The sequence below is a fragment of the Aestuariibaculum sediminum genome (assembly GCF_014596945.1).
Lineage (GTDB): Bacteria > Bacteroidota > Bacteroidia > Flavobacteriales > Flavobacteriaceae > Aestuariibaculum > Aestuariibaculum sediminum.
Genome location: NZ_JACVXB010000001.1, coordinates 954,279 through 968,897, shown reverse-complemented (window position 1 = coordinate 968,897; position 14,619 = coordinate 954,279). Strand labels below are relative to the sequence as shown.

Annotated in this window: 15 protein-coding genes; 10 read left to right on the top strand and 5 right to left on the bottom strand. The window is 34.7% G+C overall.

Features of this window, described 5'->3' with window-relative positions; all coding sequences use genetic code 11:
* Positions 1 to 2: 2 nt before the first annotated feature.
* From ICJ83_RS04450 to ICJ83_RS04430, 5 genes are all read right to left on the bottom strand, one after another.
* Positions 3 to 1,355 (bottom strand): MATE family efflux transporter, encoded by a 1,353-nt coding sequence (locus tag ICJ83_RS04450; RefSeq protein WP_188229138.1) that lies wholly within the window; start codon positions 1,353 to 1,355, stop codon positions 3 to 5.
* Positions 1,355 to 2,386: a ferrochelatase gene (gene hemH, locus ICJ83_RS04445; protein ID WP_188229137.1), complete on the bottom strand. Its 1,032-nt coding sequence runs from the start codon at positions 2,384 to 2,386 to the stop codon at positions 1,355 to 1,357. Before hemH ends, ICJ83_RS04450 begins: the two co-directional genes overlap by 1 nt.
* A gap of 111 nt (positions 2,387 to 2,497) precedes the next feature.
* Entirely contained in the window at positions 2,498 to 2,659 is a 162-nt protein-coding gene (locus ICJ83_RS04440) for a hypothetical protein (protein ID WP_188229136.1), read from the bottom strand.
* A gap of 35 nt (positions 2,660 to 2,694) precedes the next feature.
* The gene (locus ICJ83_RS04435; protein WP_188229135.1) at positions 2,695 to 3,405 is read right to left on the bottom strand and encodes a ThuA domain-containing protein; all 711 of its coding nucleotides are present in this window, start codon (positions 3,403 to 3,405) and stop codon (positions 2,695 to 2,697) included.
* A gap of 3 nt (positions 3,406 to 3,408) precedes the next feature.
* Entirely contained in the window at positions 3,409 to 4,305 is an 897-nt protein-coding gene (locus ICJ83_RS04430; RefSeq protein WP_223154586.1) for a helix-turn-helix transcriptional regulator, read from the bottom strand.
* Between the two features lie 191 nt (positions 4,306 to 4,496).
* Between ICJ83_RS04430 and hemA the strand changes: the two genes are divergently transcribed.
* From hemA to ICJ83_RS04380, 10 genes are all read left to right on the top strand, one after another.
* A complete protein-coding gene (gene hemA / locus ICJ83_RS04425; protein ID WP_188229134.1) occupies positions 4,497 to 5,756 on the top strand; it encodes a glutamyl-tRNA reductase in 1,260 nt (419 codons plus the stop codon).
* On the top strand, positions 5,749 to 7,326 hold the full coding sequence (gene hemC, locus ICJ83_RS04420; RefSeq protein WP_188229133.1) for a hydroxymethylbilane synthase: 1,578 nt from the start codon (positions 5,749 to 5,751) through the stop codon (positions 7,324 to 7,326). The genes hemA and hemC overlap by 8 nt, the downstream gene beginning before the upstream one ends.
* A 63-nt stretch (positions 7,327 to 7,389) precedes the next feature.
* Complete coding sequence (locus tag ICJ83_RS04415) at positions 7,390 to 9,132, top strand: TrkH family potassium uptake protein (RefSeq protein WP_188229132.1); 1,743 nt, start codon at positions 7,390 to 7,392, stop codon at positions 9,130 to 9,132.
* A 29-nt stretch (positions 9,133 to 9,161) separates the two neighbouring features.
* Positions 9,162 to 9,878, top strand: coding sequence for a potassium channel family protein (locus ICJ83_RS04410; protein ID WP_188229131.1), 717 nt, complete (start codon positions 9,162 to 9,164; stop codon positions 9,876 to 9,878).
* 1 nt (position 9,879) lies between these two features.
* A complete protein-coding gene (hemE, locus tag ICJ83_RS04405) occupies positions 9,880 to 10,905 on the top strand; it encodes a uroporphyrinogen decarboxylase (RefSeq protein ID WP_188229130.1) in 1,026 nt (341 codons plus the stop codon).
* Positions 10,906 to 11,010: 105 nt separating this feature from the next.
* A complete protein-coding gene (locus ICJ83_RS04400) occupies positions 11,011 to 11,763 on the top strand; it encodes an EI24 domain-containing protein (RefSeq protein WP_188229129.1) in 753 nt (250 codons plus the stop codon).
* Positions 11,756 to 12,295 (top strand): GNAT family N-acetyltransferase, encoded by a 540-nt coding sequence (locus ICJ83_RS04395; RefSeq protein WP_188229128.1) that lies wholly within the window; start codon positions 11,756 to 11,758, stop codon positions 12,293 to 12,295. The genes ICJ83_RS04400 and ICJ83_RS04395 overlap by 8 nt, the downstream gene beginning before the upstream one ends.
* A 7-nt stretch (positions 12,296 to 12,302) precedes the next feature.
* A complete protein-coding gene (gene hemF, locus ICJ83_RS04390; protein ID WP_188229127.1) occupies positions 12,303 to 13,205 on the top strand; it encodes an oxygen-dependent coproporphyrinogen oxidase in 903 nt (300 codons plus the stop codon).
* A complete protein-coding gene (locus ICJ83_RS04385; RefSeq protein WP_188229126.1) occupies positions 13,196 to 14,185 on the top strand; it encodes a DUF4421 family protein in 990 nt (329 codons plus the stop codon). The genes hemF and ICJ83_RS04385 overlap by 10 nt, the downstream gene beginning before the upstream one ends.
* 6 nt (positions 14,186 to 14,191) lie before the next feature.
* Positions 14,192 to 14,578, top strand: a complete 387-nt coding sequence (locus ICJ83_RS04380) for a YchJ family protein (protein WP_188229125.1) — start codon at positions 14,192 to 14,194, stop codon at positions 14,576 to 14,578.
* Positions 14,579 to 14,619: the final 41 nt, after the last annotated feature.

Here is a 14,619-nt window from a genome sequence, read left to right as displayed (position 1 = left end):
ATTTATATAGTTTTTGCTATTAGGTCTCTTTTTATTTCGCGGTTTAAAAAATATCCCGTCACCAGAGTAGATAACACATCCGAAATAGGAAATGACATCCAAACACCCAGTTCACCATAAAAGTTAGGTAAAATTAATATTAATGGAATAAAGAAAAAACCTTGCCTGGATAATGTTAACAATAAAGCAGGAGTAGCTTTACCTATCGCCTGAAAATAAGCAGCCCCAATAAGTTGTAAAGCAATTATTGGTGTTGCCGCAAACACCCAACGCATATCATTTGGGGTTTGTTGAATTACAGCAATATCGCTTGTAAACATTTTAGTAATAGTTTCAGGAAATATCATAAGAAGCATAAAAACAAATGTCGCTAAAATCGCTGCATATTTTATCGCCGTATTAATACTTTCGCGTACTCTTTCATAATTTTTAGCACCATAATTAAATCCTGCAATCGGTAAAAATCCTTGAGTAATTCCAAAAACAGGAAATAGGGCAAACATAAGCATTCGGCCAACTATGGCATACGCCGTAACCAAAGTTTCTCCACCTAAATCGAATAAAATATTATTCATAAACAAATAGGTAATACTTACTACCGCTTGTCTGGCTAGGGTTACAAAGCCCAAAGAGGCAATCTCTTTCACAATAGAATAATTGAGTCCGAAATGGGACAAACCTATTTTTAATTCGGAATTTTTAGATAAGAAAAACCAAAGAATAAATACAAAACAAATAACGTATGAAATGGTTGTTGCCCAGGCAGCACCGTGCATTCCTAAATCTAAAACATTTATTAGGATATAATCGAGAAGCAAATTGCTTACCGAAGGAATCATCATGGCATACATGGCAAATTTAGGCTTACCCTCTGCACGGATTACCGTATTTCCCAACATACACAAAGCCAAAAACGGCACACCATAAAGTACCACCTGATAATAAATTTTTGCAGGCTCAAAAATGGCTCCTTTTCCTCCAAACGACAAAATAATGCTATCGGCAAAAGTTAAACCCAATATAACCATAGACACAGTAAACAATAATGCCAATGTAATTTGATTTCCAAAAGTACGAAGCGCTTTCTCGTAATGCGAAGCTCCCAAAGCCCTCGATATTATAGATGACCCCCCAACACCAATACTCATACCCAAAGCCGCAATAAAAAAGGATACTGGCAATACAATATTAATAGCGGCGATGGCAATAGAGCCAATCCAATGCCCTACAAAAATAGTGTCGACTAAAATATTGAGAGACATCACTAAAATGCCTATAGACGCCGGAACAGCTTGCTTAATGAGCAATTTACTTATAGGCTGTTCTCCTAAATCTTTAGCCGATACTTTTGCCATTAAGAAATTGTTTTTGCCGTTGCCCAGTTATTAATCCATTTAGCAAGCAGCTCTACCCATGCTTTATCATCATTTAAACATGGAATAGTTGTGAAATCCTGACCGCCCATTTCATGAAAAATTTCCTGTCCTTCCATTGCAATTTCTTCTAAAGTTTCAAGACAATCACTAACAAAGGCAGGGGTAACAATAGCCATATTTTTAATACCACTTTTCCCTAATCGTTCAATAGTTCGATCGGTATAAGGCAACAACCATGGGTCGAATCCTAAACGCGACTGAAATGAAGTTGAATACGAATCTTCTTCAAGCTGAAGTTTTTCGGCCACTAAACGCGTAACTTCTAAACATTGATGACGATAACAAAATTCGTGTGCTTTACTTGGTGTTTTACAACAACTACCATCAATTTTACAATGCGACTTGGTTACATCACTTTTGCGAATATGGCGTTCTGGCACACCATGATATGAAAATAATAAATGTTCGTAATTTTTACCTTCTAAATGTTGTTTTATACTTTCTGAAAGTACTTCGATATAATCTGGCTTATTATAAAATGCCGGAACCGATTCTATTTTTAAATTGGGAAAATATTTTTCGCGAAGTTCTTCAGCTAAAACCGTAATAGTTTCTGTAGTCGCCATTGCAAATTGCGGGTATAACGGAAATAAAAGAACTTCCTCTACACCTTGATCAACCAACGCCTGAAGTCCCTTTTTAATAGTCATACTGCCGTAACGCATAGCAAGCTCAACAGGAACATCTACTAAATGCTGTACCTTTTTTTGAACACGTTCCGAAATAACAATTAACGGCGATCCTTCGTCCCACCAAATCTTTTTATAGGCGGCGGCAGAAGCCTTAGGTCGTGTTTTTAAAATAATACCTTTTACTAAAGCAGCTCTTGCAACAAGCGGTATATCAATAACACGCTCATCCATTAAAAATTCCCCTAAATATTTCTTTACATCTTTGGGTTCCGGGCTGTCTGGAGACCCTAAATTAACGAGTAGAATACCTTTTTTCATATTGCAAAAATACAATAGAAATTACAATCGTAGTACTATGTTAGTATAGTATTTTCTTATTAAGAATTAAACCAAATTGATTTAAAACCAGTTAATTTTAAAAATTAAATACTATTGATTCTCGTCTTCCATTTTTTTCTGATAATAAGATTTTGGACGTTCTTCATTGTAATCACAATCTTGGAAAATACCACAAGAGGTTGAGGGTCGCGCTAATGATTTTGAATTGGCACTTTTGGAAAGTGCTGCAATTTCAGGAGTTAAATATTTCATACGCAGTACTTTGGTTTAAACTAAAGTACTAAAAATCATCGTTTTAAACAATACAAAATACCTCCTAGCACATGATTTATAAATTCTGGTTCACTATAAGACGCTTCTGTATGCCCTAAACCAGTATAAAATGCGCGTCCGCCATCAAACTCATGATACCAGGCAATAGGGTGAAAAGCACCGTTTTTACCTCCTTCATACGACGTTTCATCTAACATCAAAAGAACATTTACTTTTTTGTTGATGTCTTTAAAATTATACCATTCATCAAAACGATTCCAATTATTAGGTAAATCTTTTGTGGAAGGATGCGAACGTATTACTTTTTTTATAGTGGCCTCTGAGGGTTTAGGATGGTCCAGAAAATAAGCTCCTACCAATTTATTATACCACGGCCATTCAAATTCGGTATCGGAAGCCGAATGAATCCCCATAAAACTACCTCCTTTATTAATATATTTTTTAAAAGCTTGCTCCTGTTCGGCATTTAAAACATCTCCGGTAGTATTTAGAAAAATGACCACATCGAAATGTTTCAAATTTTTATAAGTAAATAGATTCGCATCTTCGGTATGCTCCATTTTAAAATGATGCGTTTCCCCTAATGCTTTTAATGCTTTTACTCCGGCATCTATAGATTTATGCCTAAAACCTGCTGTTTTGGTAAACACTAAAATTTGTGGATCCTTCGGCTTTTCAACAAAACTTGTAAAAATAACAAACAGACTTAATAAAATAATTCTCATAGGTTAGCTAATAGATTGTAAATACTTTTTTGGGGTTGTTCCATATTTCTTTTTAAAAGCTGCTATAAAATGGCTCGCTGTACTATAGCCAACTTTTAAACCAACTTCATTGACATTGTTCTCTCCAGACTCTAGAAGTTTTCGGGAAACTTCCATTTTATAGTCGAATAAAAAACTGTAAACCGAGTCCCCATAAATTTGTTTAAATCCTTCTTTTAATTTTTTAAGGCTTAAACCTATTTCATCGGCAAGCTCTTGTAAACTTGGTGGTTCTGCCATACGGGCAATCATAATATCCTTAGCTTTTCGAATTTTTATAACATTGGTCTCATCAATTAAAAACGGACACTGTTCTATATTTGCATCTTCGCTTCGATTAAAATACAAACTTAATAATTCGTAAGCTTTTCCCTTAAAGTATAGACTTTTAATAGATGTGTTTAAGTTATAATTAATTAACTGGTTTAATACAATAGCCATAGATGGAGAAATAATACCATCTTTATAATATTTCTTATCCTTATTTTCATTGTTTAAAAAGGATATGTAATCGGCTTCCTGAGAAAACAATCCGTGAAATTTTTTAATTGAAATTAATATAGATACTATCCAAGAATTTGGGTTCACTTCAAGGTTTATAGGCAAATCACGCTGCGGATTATATAACAGCAACGAATTTTCTTCATGAATATTTAGGGTGTAGCGCCCTTCATTGAAATGAAACTTACTGGAGCCTTTAACACAAAAATGAAATTGAATATAATCGCTATTAATATCCTTGGCAATACACTGCTCAATACTAGTATCGTTTTTAAAGGTGAACACCAAAAAACCATTTTCTATTTCGGTTTCATCAAACGAACTTATAGCGTTATTTTTAAAATCCATTGCTTTACTCATAATCAATTAATTATTTAGATTTATTCTAAACTAAACACTCGCAAATAGCGCTTTTTACTATAAAAGTATGATTTTTGCTAATTTACACTGAAAAAAACATATAAAAAACCATAATCGTTATTAAAAGTTCTTCTAGCGTTATTTTTTTAATTTCTATCGATATACATTTGCCTTGAAATTTCGAACCAAGCATGCACAAATACAATATTTCTAAAAGTAACTCCTTCTATGCCATTGGGTTAAGCTACAAAAAAGCCGACGCCGAGATTCGAGGACACTTTAGTTTAGATGATACTGCCAAACTTGCTCTTATAAATCAAGCCAAAAACAATGGTGTTGAAAGCCTGCTTGTAACTTCTACCTGTAACCGTACCGAAATATACGGATTTGCACAACACCCCTACCAACTTATTCAATTGCTTTGCGATAATACAAAAGGGACGGTTGACGAGTTTCAAAAAGTGGCATATATCTATAAAAACAACGAAGCCATCGCGCATATGTTCAGGGTTGGCTCAGGATTGGATAGTCAAATACTGGGTGACTTCGAAATTATTAGTCAGTTAAAAGCAAGCGCAAGAATTTCAAAAAAACATGGTTTATTAAACCATTTTACCGAACGCCTATTAAATGCCGTAATTCAGGCTAGTAAGCGTATTAAAAATGAAACCGAAATATCATCGGGAGCTACATCGGTATCGTTTGCTTCAGTTCAGTATATTTTTAATACAGTTCAAGACATTTCAAATAAAAATATTTTACTCTTTGGCACCGGTAAAATTGGAAGAAACACTTGTGAAAACCTGGTAAAGCATACCAAAAACGAGCATATTACTTTAATAAACAGAACGAAAACCAAAGCAGAAAGAGTTGCTGGAAAGTTCAATTTAATTGTTAAAGATTATGCCAACCTTCAAGAGGAAATAAATAATTCGGATATTTTAATTGTTGCCACAGGAGCGCAACGCCCAACGATAGATAAACATTTAATTCAGTCGAAAAAGCCACTTTTAATATTAGATTTATCGATACCTAAAAATGTAGATTCTAATGTTGAAGCTTTAGAAAATGTGTCGTTGGTACATTTAGATCATTTATCTCAAATTACCGATCAAACGCTCGAAGAACGCAAAAAACATATTCCATTAGCCGAAGCCATTATTGAAGAAGTAAAAGCCGAATTTAACGGCTGGTTAGAAACACGAAAGTTCGCACCTACTATTAAAGCATTAAAAGATAAATTAATGGATTTTGCGTCTAACGAATTAGAAACGCAACGCAAAAAAACAGCCGATTTTAATGAAGCGCAAGCGGAATTAATAAGCAATAATATTATCCAAAAAATAACCAATCATTTTGCACATCATTTAAAAGATGATGCTGTATCTACCGATGAGAGTCTGGAACTCATAAAAAAAGTGTTTCAGTTAGAAACAAAATCACATGTCTAAAATTATAAGAATTGGTACACGCGATAGTGAATTAGCACTATGGCAAGCCAACATAGTAAAAAATCAACTAGAAGATTTAGGTTATAAAACAGAATTAGTCCCTGTAAAATCTACAGGAGATATTGTTTTAGATAAACCGCTATACGAATTAGGAATTACCGGAATATTTACGCGCACTCTGGATATCGCCATGTTAAATCATGATATCGATATCGCCGTGCATTCCTTAAAAGACGTGCCAACCGTACTTCCTAAGGGCATAGTACAAGCCGCCGTTTTAAAACGAGGTAACGTTAATGACACCTTGGTTTTTAAACACAATGAAGAGTTTTTAGGCGCTAAAGAAGCTGTAATTGCAACAGGAAGTTTACGCCGAAGAGCACAGTGGCTAAACCGTTTTCCAACGCATACCATAGTCGATTTACGAGGCAATGTTAATTCTCGTTTGCAAAAACTTGCAGATAACGACCATTGGAATGGCGCTATTTTTGCCGCTGCCGGCATTGGACGTATTGGTATTCGGCCCGACGAAGCCATTAATTTAGACTGGATGATTCCTGCTCCCGCACAAGGAGCCATTATGATTACCGCTTTAGGAGAAGATGATTATTCGCTTACTGCCTGTTCGCAATTAAACCATCGTGAAACAGAAATTTGCACCTCTATAGAGCGTGAATTTCTAAATAAACTGGAAGGTGGATGTACCGCCCCTATTGGAGCCTTGGCAAAAATTAAAAACGATGAAATTGTTTTTAAAGGCGTTTTATTAAGTTTTGATGGTACGAAACGTATCGATGTAACCCGTACCGAAAAAGTGGGTCAACATGATGGTATGGCAAAATATTGTGCCGATTTTATTATTGAACGTGGAGGAAATCGCTTAATGGACGACATAAAAAACGGACATAAAAACACTAACGTTTACTCAACTAAATCCCTAACAGAAGATCAGCGTGCATTGCTTCATAATAAAGCTAAAGCAGAACATAGCGATTTTATAAAAATAAGCTTAAACCGAATTCATCCGCGTTTCGTAAAAAACGAAATTGACAACGTAATCATTACAAGTAAAAATGCTGTTGAAAGCTTACTAACCAGTTTTTCGCCTGCCGAACTACAATTTAAAAATATTTACTGCGTAGGCCGTCGAACCAAACGCATGGTTGAAAAACGAATAGGTAAAGTTACCCACTTCGAAAACAGTGCTAAAAAATTAGCAAATTATTTAGTTGAATATATTGAAGGTACTACTGCAACCTATTTTTGTAGTGATTTAAGACTGGATGATTTACCAACTATATTAGAAGAAAATAATATCACACTAACCGAAGTTGAAGCCTACCAAACCAAATACGATGGTATTCGAGTTAGCGACTCCGTTGAAAGCGTTATGTTCTACAGCCCATCTACAGTGCAAAGTTTTGTACAAAAAAATAATATCGAAGTTATTGCTTTTTGTATTGGAGATAGCACTGCTAAAGAGGCAAAAAAACATTTCAAAGATGTTAGAATTGCTAAAGTACCAACCGTAGAAAGTGTTATTGAATTGGTAAATAAGCATTACGTTTAAAAACCATGTTTTTATTTGTAAATTAGCTTTTTTAAGTCGTTCAATATGAACTAAATTTGAAAAATGAAAAGAGAATCATTACTCAATAACGTATATCGCTTTTTTGATATTATTGTGTTATTCTTTATCATTTTAGATTTTGGATACGACTTCGCCGACAACTTTACCACACCTCATGTTTTAGGCCTATTAATACTATCAGGATTTTTACTAGCATTTAATGCGGCTAAATTCTTTATTTATAAATACAAGAAAAGTAAAAATGTGGCCTTGGTAAACATTGTTATAATGACTTCGTTATTAATAACATCGCTTATTATATCGTTGGTTTACCTCGAGCAAAATTTTCACTTTGTTCTTCAAAAAATAAAACCGGTTTTAGAAGGCGGTCTCTTGGTTTATTTCTTTTTAAGGCTATTGGTTTTAGTAAGACATATTTACGATGTCTATTTTAACCCTGCCATAGTGTTTGTAGGTAGCTTTATTATTTTAGCTTTATCGGGTGCTTTTTTATTAATTTTACCAAGCGCAACCACCCATGGCATTAGTTTTACTAATGCTCTATTTACCGCTACAAGTGCCGTTTGTGTGACAGGATTAGCTGTAGTGGATACGAGTCTGGATTTCACCGTAGTGGGCCAAACCATTATTTTGGTTCTTATCCAATTAGGAGGTATTGGCATTTTAACATTTACATCATTTTTCGCATTTTTCTTTAGAGGAAGCTCCTCGTTTAAGGAAGGCCTTAACACTAAAGATTTTATCGCTCAAGAAGGCTTACAAGATGTTTTTAAAGCGGCACTTCATGTGGTTGTTTTTACATTATCTATTGAAATTATCGGAGCCTTTTTCATTTATTATTCGATTTTAGAAAACAGCGTAATAACCAATAAATTTTTCTTTTCGGTTTTTCATTCTATTTCGGCATTCTGTAACGCAGGGTTCTCGATTTTTTCATCTGGTTTATTCGACCAGAGCATACGTTTTAATTACGGTTTTCAATGGGTTATTATGACCTTGATTGTATTTGGTGGTTTAGGGCACAATATTGTTTTTAACTTTTATCAATATATAAAAACATATGTATTGGAACTGTTCACTAAAAAAGGCATTCACAAACGCATTCCAGTCATAACGGTTAATACAAAAATCGTTATTTATACCACGTTCGCATTACTTGTTGTTGGCGTGTTATTTTTGTTTGTTTCAGAATACAATAACACCTTATTAGACCACGATACAGCATTTGGAAAGCTAACCAACTTAGCATTTGGTTCGGTAACACCCAGAACAGCAGGATTTAATGTTGTAGATTATTCTGCAATGACAGTTCCATCTCTATTATTTGTTATATTTTTAATGTGGATAGGAGCTTCACCAGCATCAACTGGTGGTGGTATAAAAACGAGTACCTTTGCTATTGCTACATTAAATATATGGGCTATAGCCAGAGGAAAAAGTAGAATACAACTTTTTGGAAGACGCCTTTCGGCAGAATCAACACTTCGAGCTTTTGCTATATTATGCATCTCGCTCATTGTTATTGGTGTTGCCATAATGGCTTTACTTATTTTTGAACCTAAAGAAACCAATCTTTTAACTGTAGCATTCGAGTGTTTTTCAGCATACAGTACGGTTGGTTTAAGTTTGAATTTTACACCTACACTTTCCAATCCTAGTAAGTATGTTATTATTATTGTCATGTTTGTAGGTCGCATTGGTATGCTTAACTTAATGATTGGTTTATTACGTCAGTTAAACCATCAGTTTTATGAGTATCCAAAAGAAAATATATTAATCAACTAGAAACCGTTTCTAATACAACTAAATAACTCATGAAAATAATCGTTTTTGGACTCGGAAATTTTGGTACGGCACTAGCATTAAGTCTTACCGAAACAGGAAATGAAGTCATTGCTATAGACAAGCAAATGGATAAAATTAATCTAGTGAAAGATAAAATTTCGCATGCTATTTGTATGGATTCTACCAACGAACTCGCTTACGAAGCTGTGCCATTAAACGATGCCGATAAAGTCGTAGTTGCCATTGGAGAAAATGAAGGTGCTGCCATTATAACCACGGCTATTATTAAAAAGTTAAGTACAGTAAAAATTATTAGTCGCGCGTTATCACCAATACACGATACCGTTTTGGAAGCTATGGGCATTTATAGTATTATTCACCCAGAGCAAGATTCGGCCGACCGATTAACCAAACAAATAAATTTTAAATCAACACTCGAAAATTATCAGCTGGACAACAATTATACCATTTCAGAAGTTAGAGCAAAACCAGAATTTTACGGAAAAACCTTGAGGGAGCTAGACTCTATAGACACCTATGGTTTAACCCTTATCACAATAATTAGAGAAAAGGAAAAGAAAAATTTAATTGGCAAAAAAATAATGGTTAAAGAAACCATTGGCCGCACCAACCCAGATACTGTAATTTTAAATAATGATATTTTAGTTGTTTATGGCAACAATAAGGACATTGAAAATTATTGTATGGGTGAAGAAGAATACGATTTAAGAAACAAAAACATTTAAAATGATAAAAAACGATCTGTTTTTAAGAGCACTAAAAGGCGAAACTGTTAACCGTCCACCTGTATGGATGATGCGTCAAGCTGGACGCTATTTACCAGAGTTTATGGCATTACGCGAAAAGTACGATTTCTTTACACGTTGCCAGACACCTGAATTGGCCAGTGAAATTACTGTTCAACCTATACGTCGCTATGGTATGGATGCCGCTATTTTATTCAGTGATATTTTAGTGATTCCACAAGCCATGAATGTTGAGGTACAAATGAAACCAAATTTCGGACCCTACCTTCCAAACCCGATACGCACCACTAAAGATGTTGAAAACGTTATTGTTCCTGATGTAAAAGAAGCATTAGATTACGTTTATCAAGCTATTAAAGCCACTAAGGAATTATTAAACGATGAAATTCCATTAATTGGCTTTGCGGGTTCACCATGGACCATATTATGTTACATGGTACAAGGACAAGGCAGTAAAACTTTCGATAAAGCCAAAGAATTTTGTTTTACAAATCCGGTAGCAGCACACACCTTACTTCAAAAAATTACCGATACCACTATAGCTTATTTAAAAGAAAAAGTAAAAGCGGGTGTTAATGCCGTTCAGGTATTTGATTCCTGGGGCGGTATGCTATCTCCTGCCGATTATCAGGAATTTTCCTGGCAATACATCAACCAAATCATTGAAGCGTTAAAAGACGATGCTCCGGTAATTGCTTTTGGTAAAGGTTGTTGGTTTGCGCTTCACGACATGGCACAAAGTAACGCCTCTGCTTTAGGTGTAGACTGGACATGTTCAGCAAGAAACGCACGTTATTTAACAGGTGGAAATATTACCCTTCAAGGAAATTTCGATCCGTCAAGATTATTATCACCTCCTGCCGACATTAAACGTATGGTACACCAAATGATTAACGAATTTGGTAAAGACAAGTACATCGTTAACTTAGGTCATGGTATTTTACCTAACATTCCGTTAGAAAATGCACAAGCCTTTATCGATGCTGTAAAGAACTATAGCGCTTAATATTTGGGCGTTACCACAAGGGTCGCGCTTTCGGCAGTCGCTTACCGGTTACATTAACCGGGAGAGCTTCAACAAAGCCTTAACCGCTAACGCAAAAACATAGGTATGATTAAAAATATAGCTTCAGGAGTTAAAGCTTATTTCGGGGCGTTTGGTTTAATTTCAAAACTAAATCTCTGGAAATACTTTGCCATTCCTATGCTTATAAGTTTCATAACTGCTGTGATGATTGGCGTTTCAGCTTATGGATTATCCGATAATTTAGGCGCTTTTATTTCAAAACTCTGGATTTGGGAATGGGGCAAAGAAACCTTTAAAACCATAGGTAATGTTATAGGCGGACTGGCAATTATAATTCTGGGCTTAATTTTATACAAACACATTGTAATGGCTTTGTCTGCACCGTTTATGAGTCCCGTTTCTGAAAAAATTGAATCTTACCTCACAGGAAATAACAAAACCTACCGAATAACCTCCTTTACCGAACAACTGTGGCGTGCTATTCGTATAAATGTGAGAAATTTGTTTATGGAGTTACTTATTACTATTCCTTTATTACTTTTAAGCTTCATTCCTGTTGTTGGTATAATTTTTACTATCGTTATTTTTCTAATTCAGGCGTATTATGCGGGTTTTGGAAATATGGATTACACTTTAGAACGTCATTATAAATACAACGAAAGCCTTAAATTTGTAAAACGTAACCGAGGACTGGCAATCGGCAATGGTATAATATTTATACTATTCCTGTTAATTCCATTTATAGGCGTGATTTTAGTATTACCGCTGTCGGTTACCGCCGCCTCTGTTAAAACAGTGGAAGTGATTAACGCAAAATTGGATGGTATGCATGTTTAGTTATAAAAGTTTTGATATCGACCCTATTAACACCAAAGACTATTGGAGTATTTGTGATTTTGTAGTGGCCAATGAAAACCGATTAAAACGCTTTTTTCCAATCACCCTAAAAGAGAACCAAACCCCGGATTTATCAAAATTATTTACTGAAAAAAAGGCAAAACTGTTCGTCAAAAAACAAGAATTCTTATTTACCGTTAAAGAAAAAGTTACCAACTTATTGGTAGGACTCGTTTACCTGAAATCTATAAACTGGGACAAAAAACAAGGTGAATTAGCATATTGTATTGGCTACCAACATAAAGGCAAAGGTCTCATGTCGGAGGTTGTTAAAATTATATCGGATTATGCTTTTAAAGAATTAGGGTTAAAAACTCTTCAAATTATCGTCGATAAAAACAATACATCAAGCGTAAAGGTTGCAAAAAATTGCAATTTCACCTGGATTAAAACATTAAGCAATGCATTTACTCCACCGGGTGAATCTTCTTGTGATATGGAACTTTACGAACTTTATAATGAAATAGAATAAACAAAAAATGAAAGATCAATTTTATCAATATATACAACAGTTACAGGATACCATTACTTCTAAATTGGAAGCGATTGATGGGAAAGCCAAATTTGAACAAGACCTTTGGGAACGCCCAGAAGGTGGCGGAGGAAGAACTCGTGTTATTCAAAATGGAAATGTTTTTGAAAAAGGCGGGGTAAATATTTCGGCCGTTCATGGAAAATTACCGGATACCATGCAAGCTTATTTTGGTGTTGAGGATGCCGATTTTTTTGCCTGCGGTTTAAGTTTAGTGCTTCACCCTAAAAGTCCTATGGTACCTACGGTTCATGCTAACTGGCGCTATTTTGAAATGTATGATAAAAATGGAAATATTGTAGACCAATGGTTTGGTGGCGGTCAGGATTTAACCCCTTATTATTTATTTGAAGAAGACGCTATTCATTTTCACCATATTTGTAAAACGGCATGTGATAAACATAACCCAGCGTTTTATCCAACCTATAAAAAACGTTGCGACGAATATTTTTACAACGCACATCGAAACGAAGGTCGAGGTATAGGCGGTTTGTTTTTCGACTATTGTAAAGCTACCAAAGAAACTAGTATGCAAGACTGGTATAATTTTGTTACCGAAGTTGGAGATAGTTTTCTTGAAGCTTACGTACCCATTATTGAAAAACGTAAAAACCTTCCATATACACAAGCAAACCGTACCTGGCAGGAAATTCGACGTGGTCGATACGTAGAATTCAATCTGGTTCACGATAAAGGCACCCTGTTTGGGTTAAAAACAAATGGTCGTATAGAAAGTATTTTAATGAGTTTACCTCCACATGTGCAATGGGTTTACGACCATAAACCAGAGATAGGTAGCGAAGAAGAAAAATTAATTCAAGTATTACAAAAACCAAAAGCATGGGTTTAAGGGAATTGTTTAGATTAACTTTAATAGTTATAAACACTATTCCACTTTTAGCGCAAAACCATTTAGATTCAAATACCGTTAGGACATCCAATTACAAAAAAGATTACCCCAACGTTGTTACTGTTCGTGCGTATTATATAAATACCTCGAACACCCTGCGTATAAAAGATAGAAATTCCAATTTAGCTTTTGATTTAGAACCCAATAAACAAGATCGAATAGGGGCTTCGGTTGCTTTTCGAGGCCTTACGGCGTCATATGCATTTGCTCCTAATTTTCTAGGTGAAAATAAAGACAATAAAAACTCCAAATTATTCAATCTTAACTTCCGAACTTTTTTTGGAAAACACCTCATGCAAACCTTTGATTTATTTGGTCAAAAAGGATTCAATGTTAAAAACAACGAGATTAATTCATATTTTCCACAAATAAAAAATTTTAAAATTGGTGGCTCTACATCCTATATATTCAATGAAAATTTCTCATTTAGAGCTATTTCATCTCAAGATGAAAAACAATTAAAAAGCACAGGAAGTTTTATTCCAAACCTAACATATTACTACACAAAACTTCATATTAAAAATAATGGTGATAACCCAGATGTTAATTCTAGTTATTACTCGTTCGATATGGCATTTGCTCCCTCATATTTTTACAACTTTGTCCCTTCAAAAAACCTGCTGTTTTCTGTTGGTCTAGCTGCTGGAATAGGATTAAACCGTTCCAAATCAAAAGGAGAAGAATACCTAACCACTTTACTAACCGAATTAAGTTTTAGTGGCTCAGCTACTTACGATATAAACAAATTATATTGCGGTCTACACTACAACTATTTAAACCTAAACCATAATGCTGATAGTGTTTCAGAAGTAGTAGATAACATCCCGTTTTTTAATATTTTTATAGGCTATAGATTTAAGGCTCCAGATAAGGTAATTAATATTGCAGATGCGATAAATAAAAAACTAATGATAAACTAACTTATAATGGATTGCTACTGCGGAAATACAAAACCATACGAAGCCTGCTGTGAAATTTTTCATAAAAATGGTGGAAAAACAGAAACAGCAGAACAACTCATGCGTTCGCGTTATAGCGCATTTGTTTTAGCAAACGGGGATTATTTAATGCTGACTCATCATGCTTCAACACGCCCTGTAAAAGAAAAAAAGGCCATTGTAAAATGGGCCAAATCGGTGCAATGGATAAAACTAGAGGTTTTAGAAACATCTTTTGGTCAAGCCTCAGACACCGAAGGCACTGTTACTTTTAATGCTTATTTTTTCGAACAAGGAAAAGTAGACGTTATTCATGAAAAATCAGCTTTTGTGAAAACATCTAATGTTTGGAAATATTTAGGGTTAAGTAATTAATTTAGTCCAAATTTTCAACTTCATCCTTTTATTGAATTTTA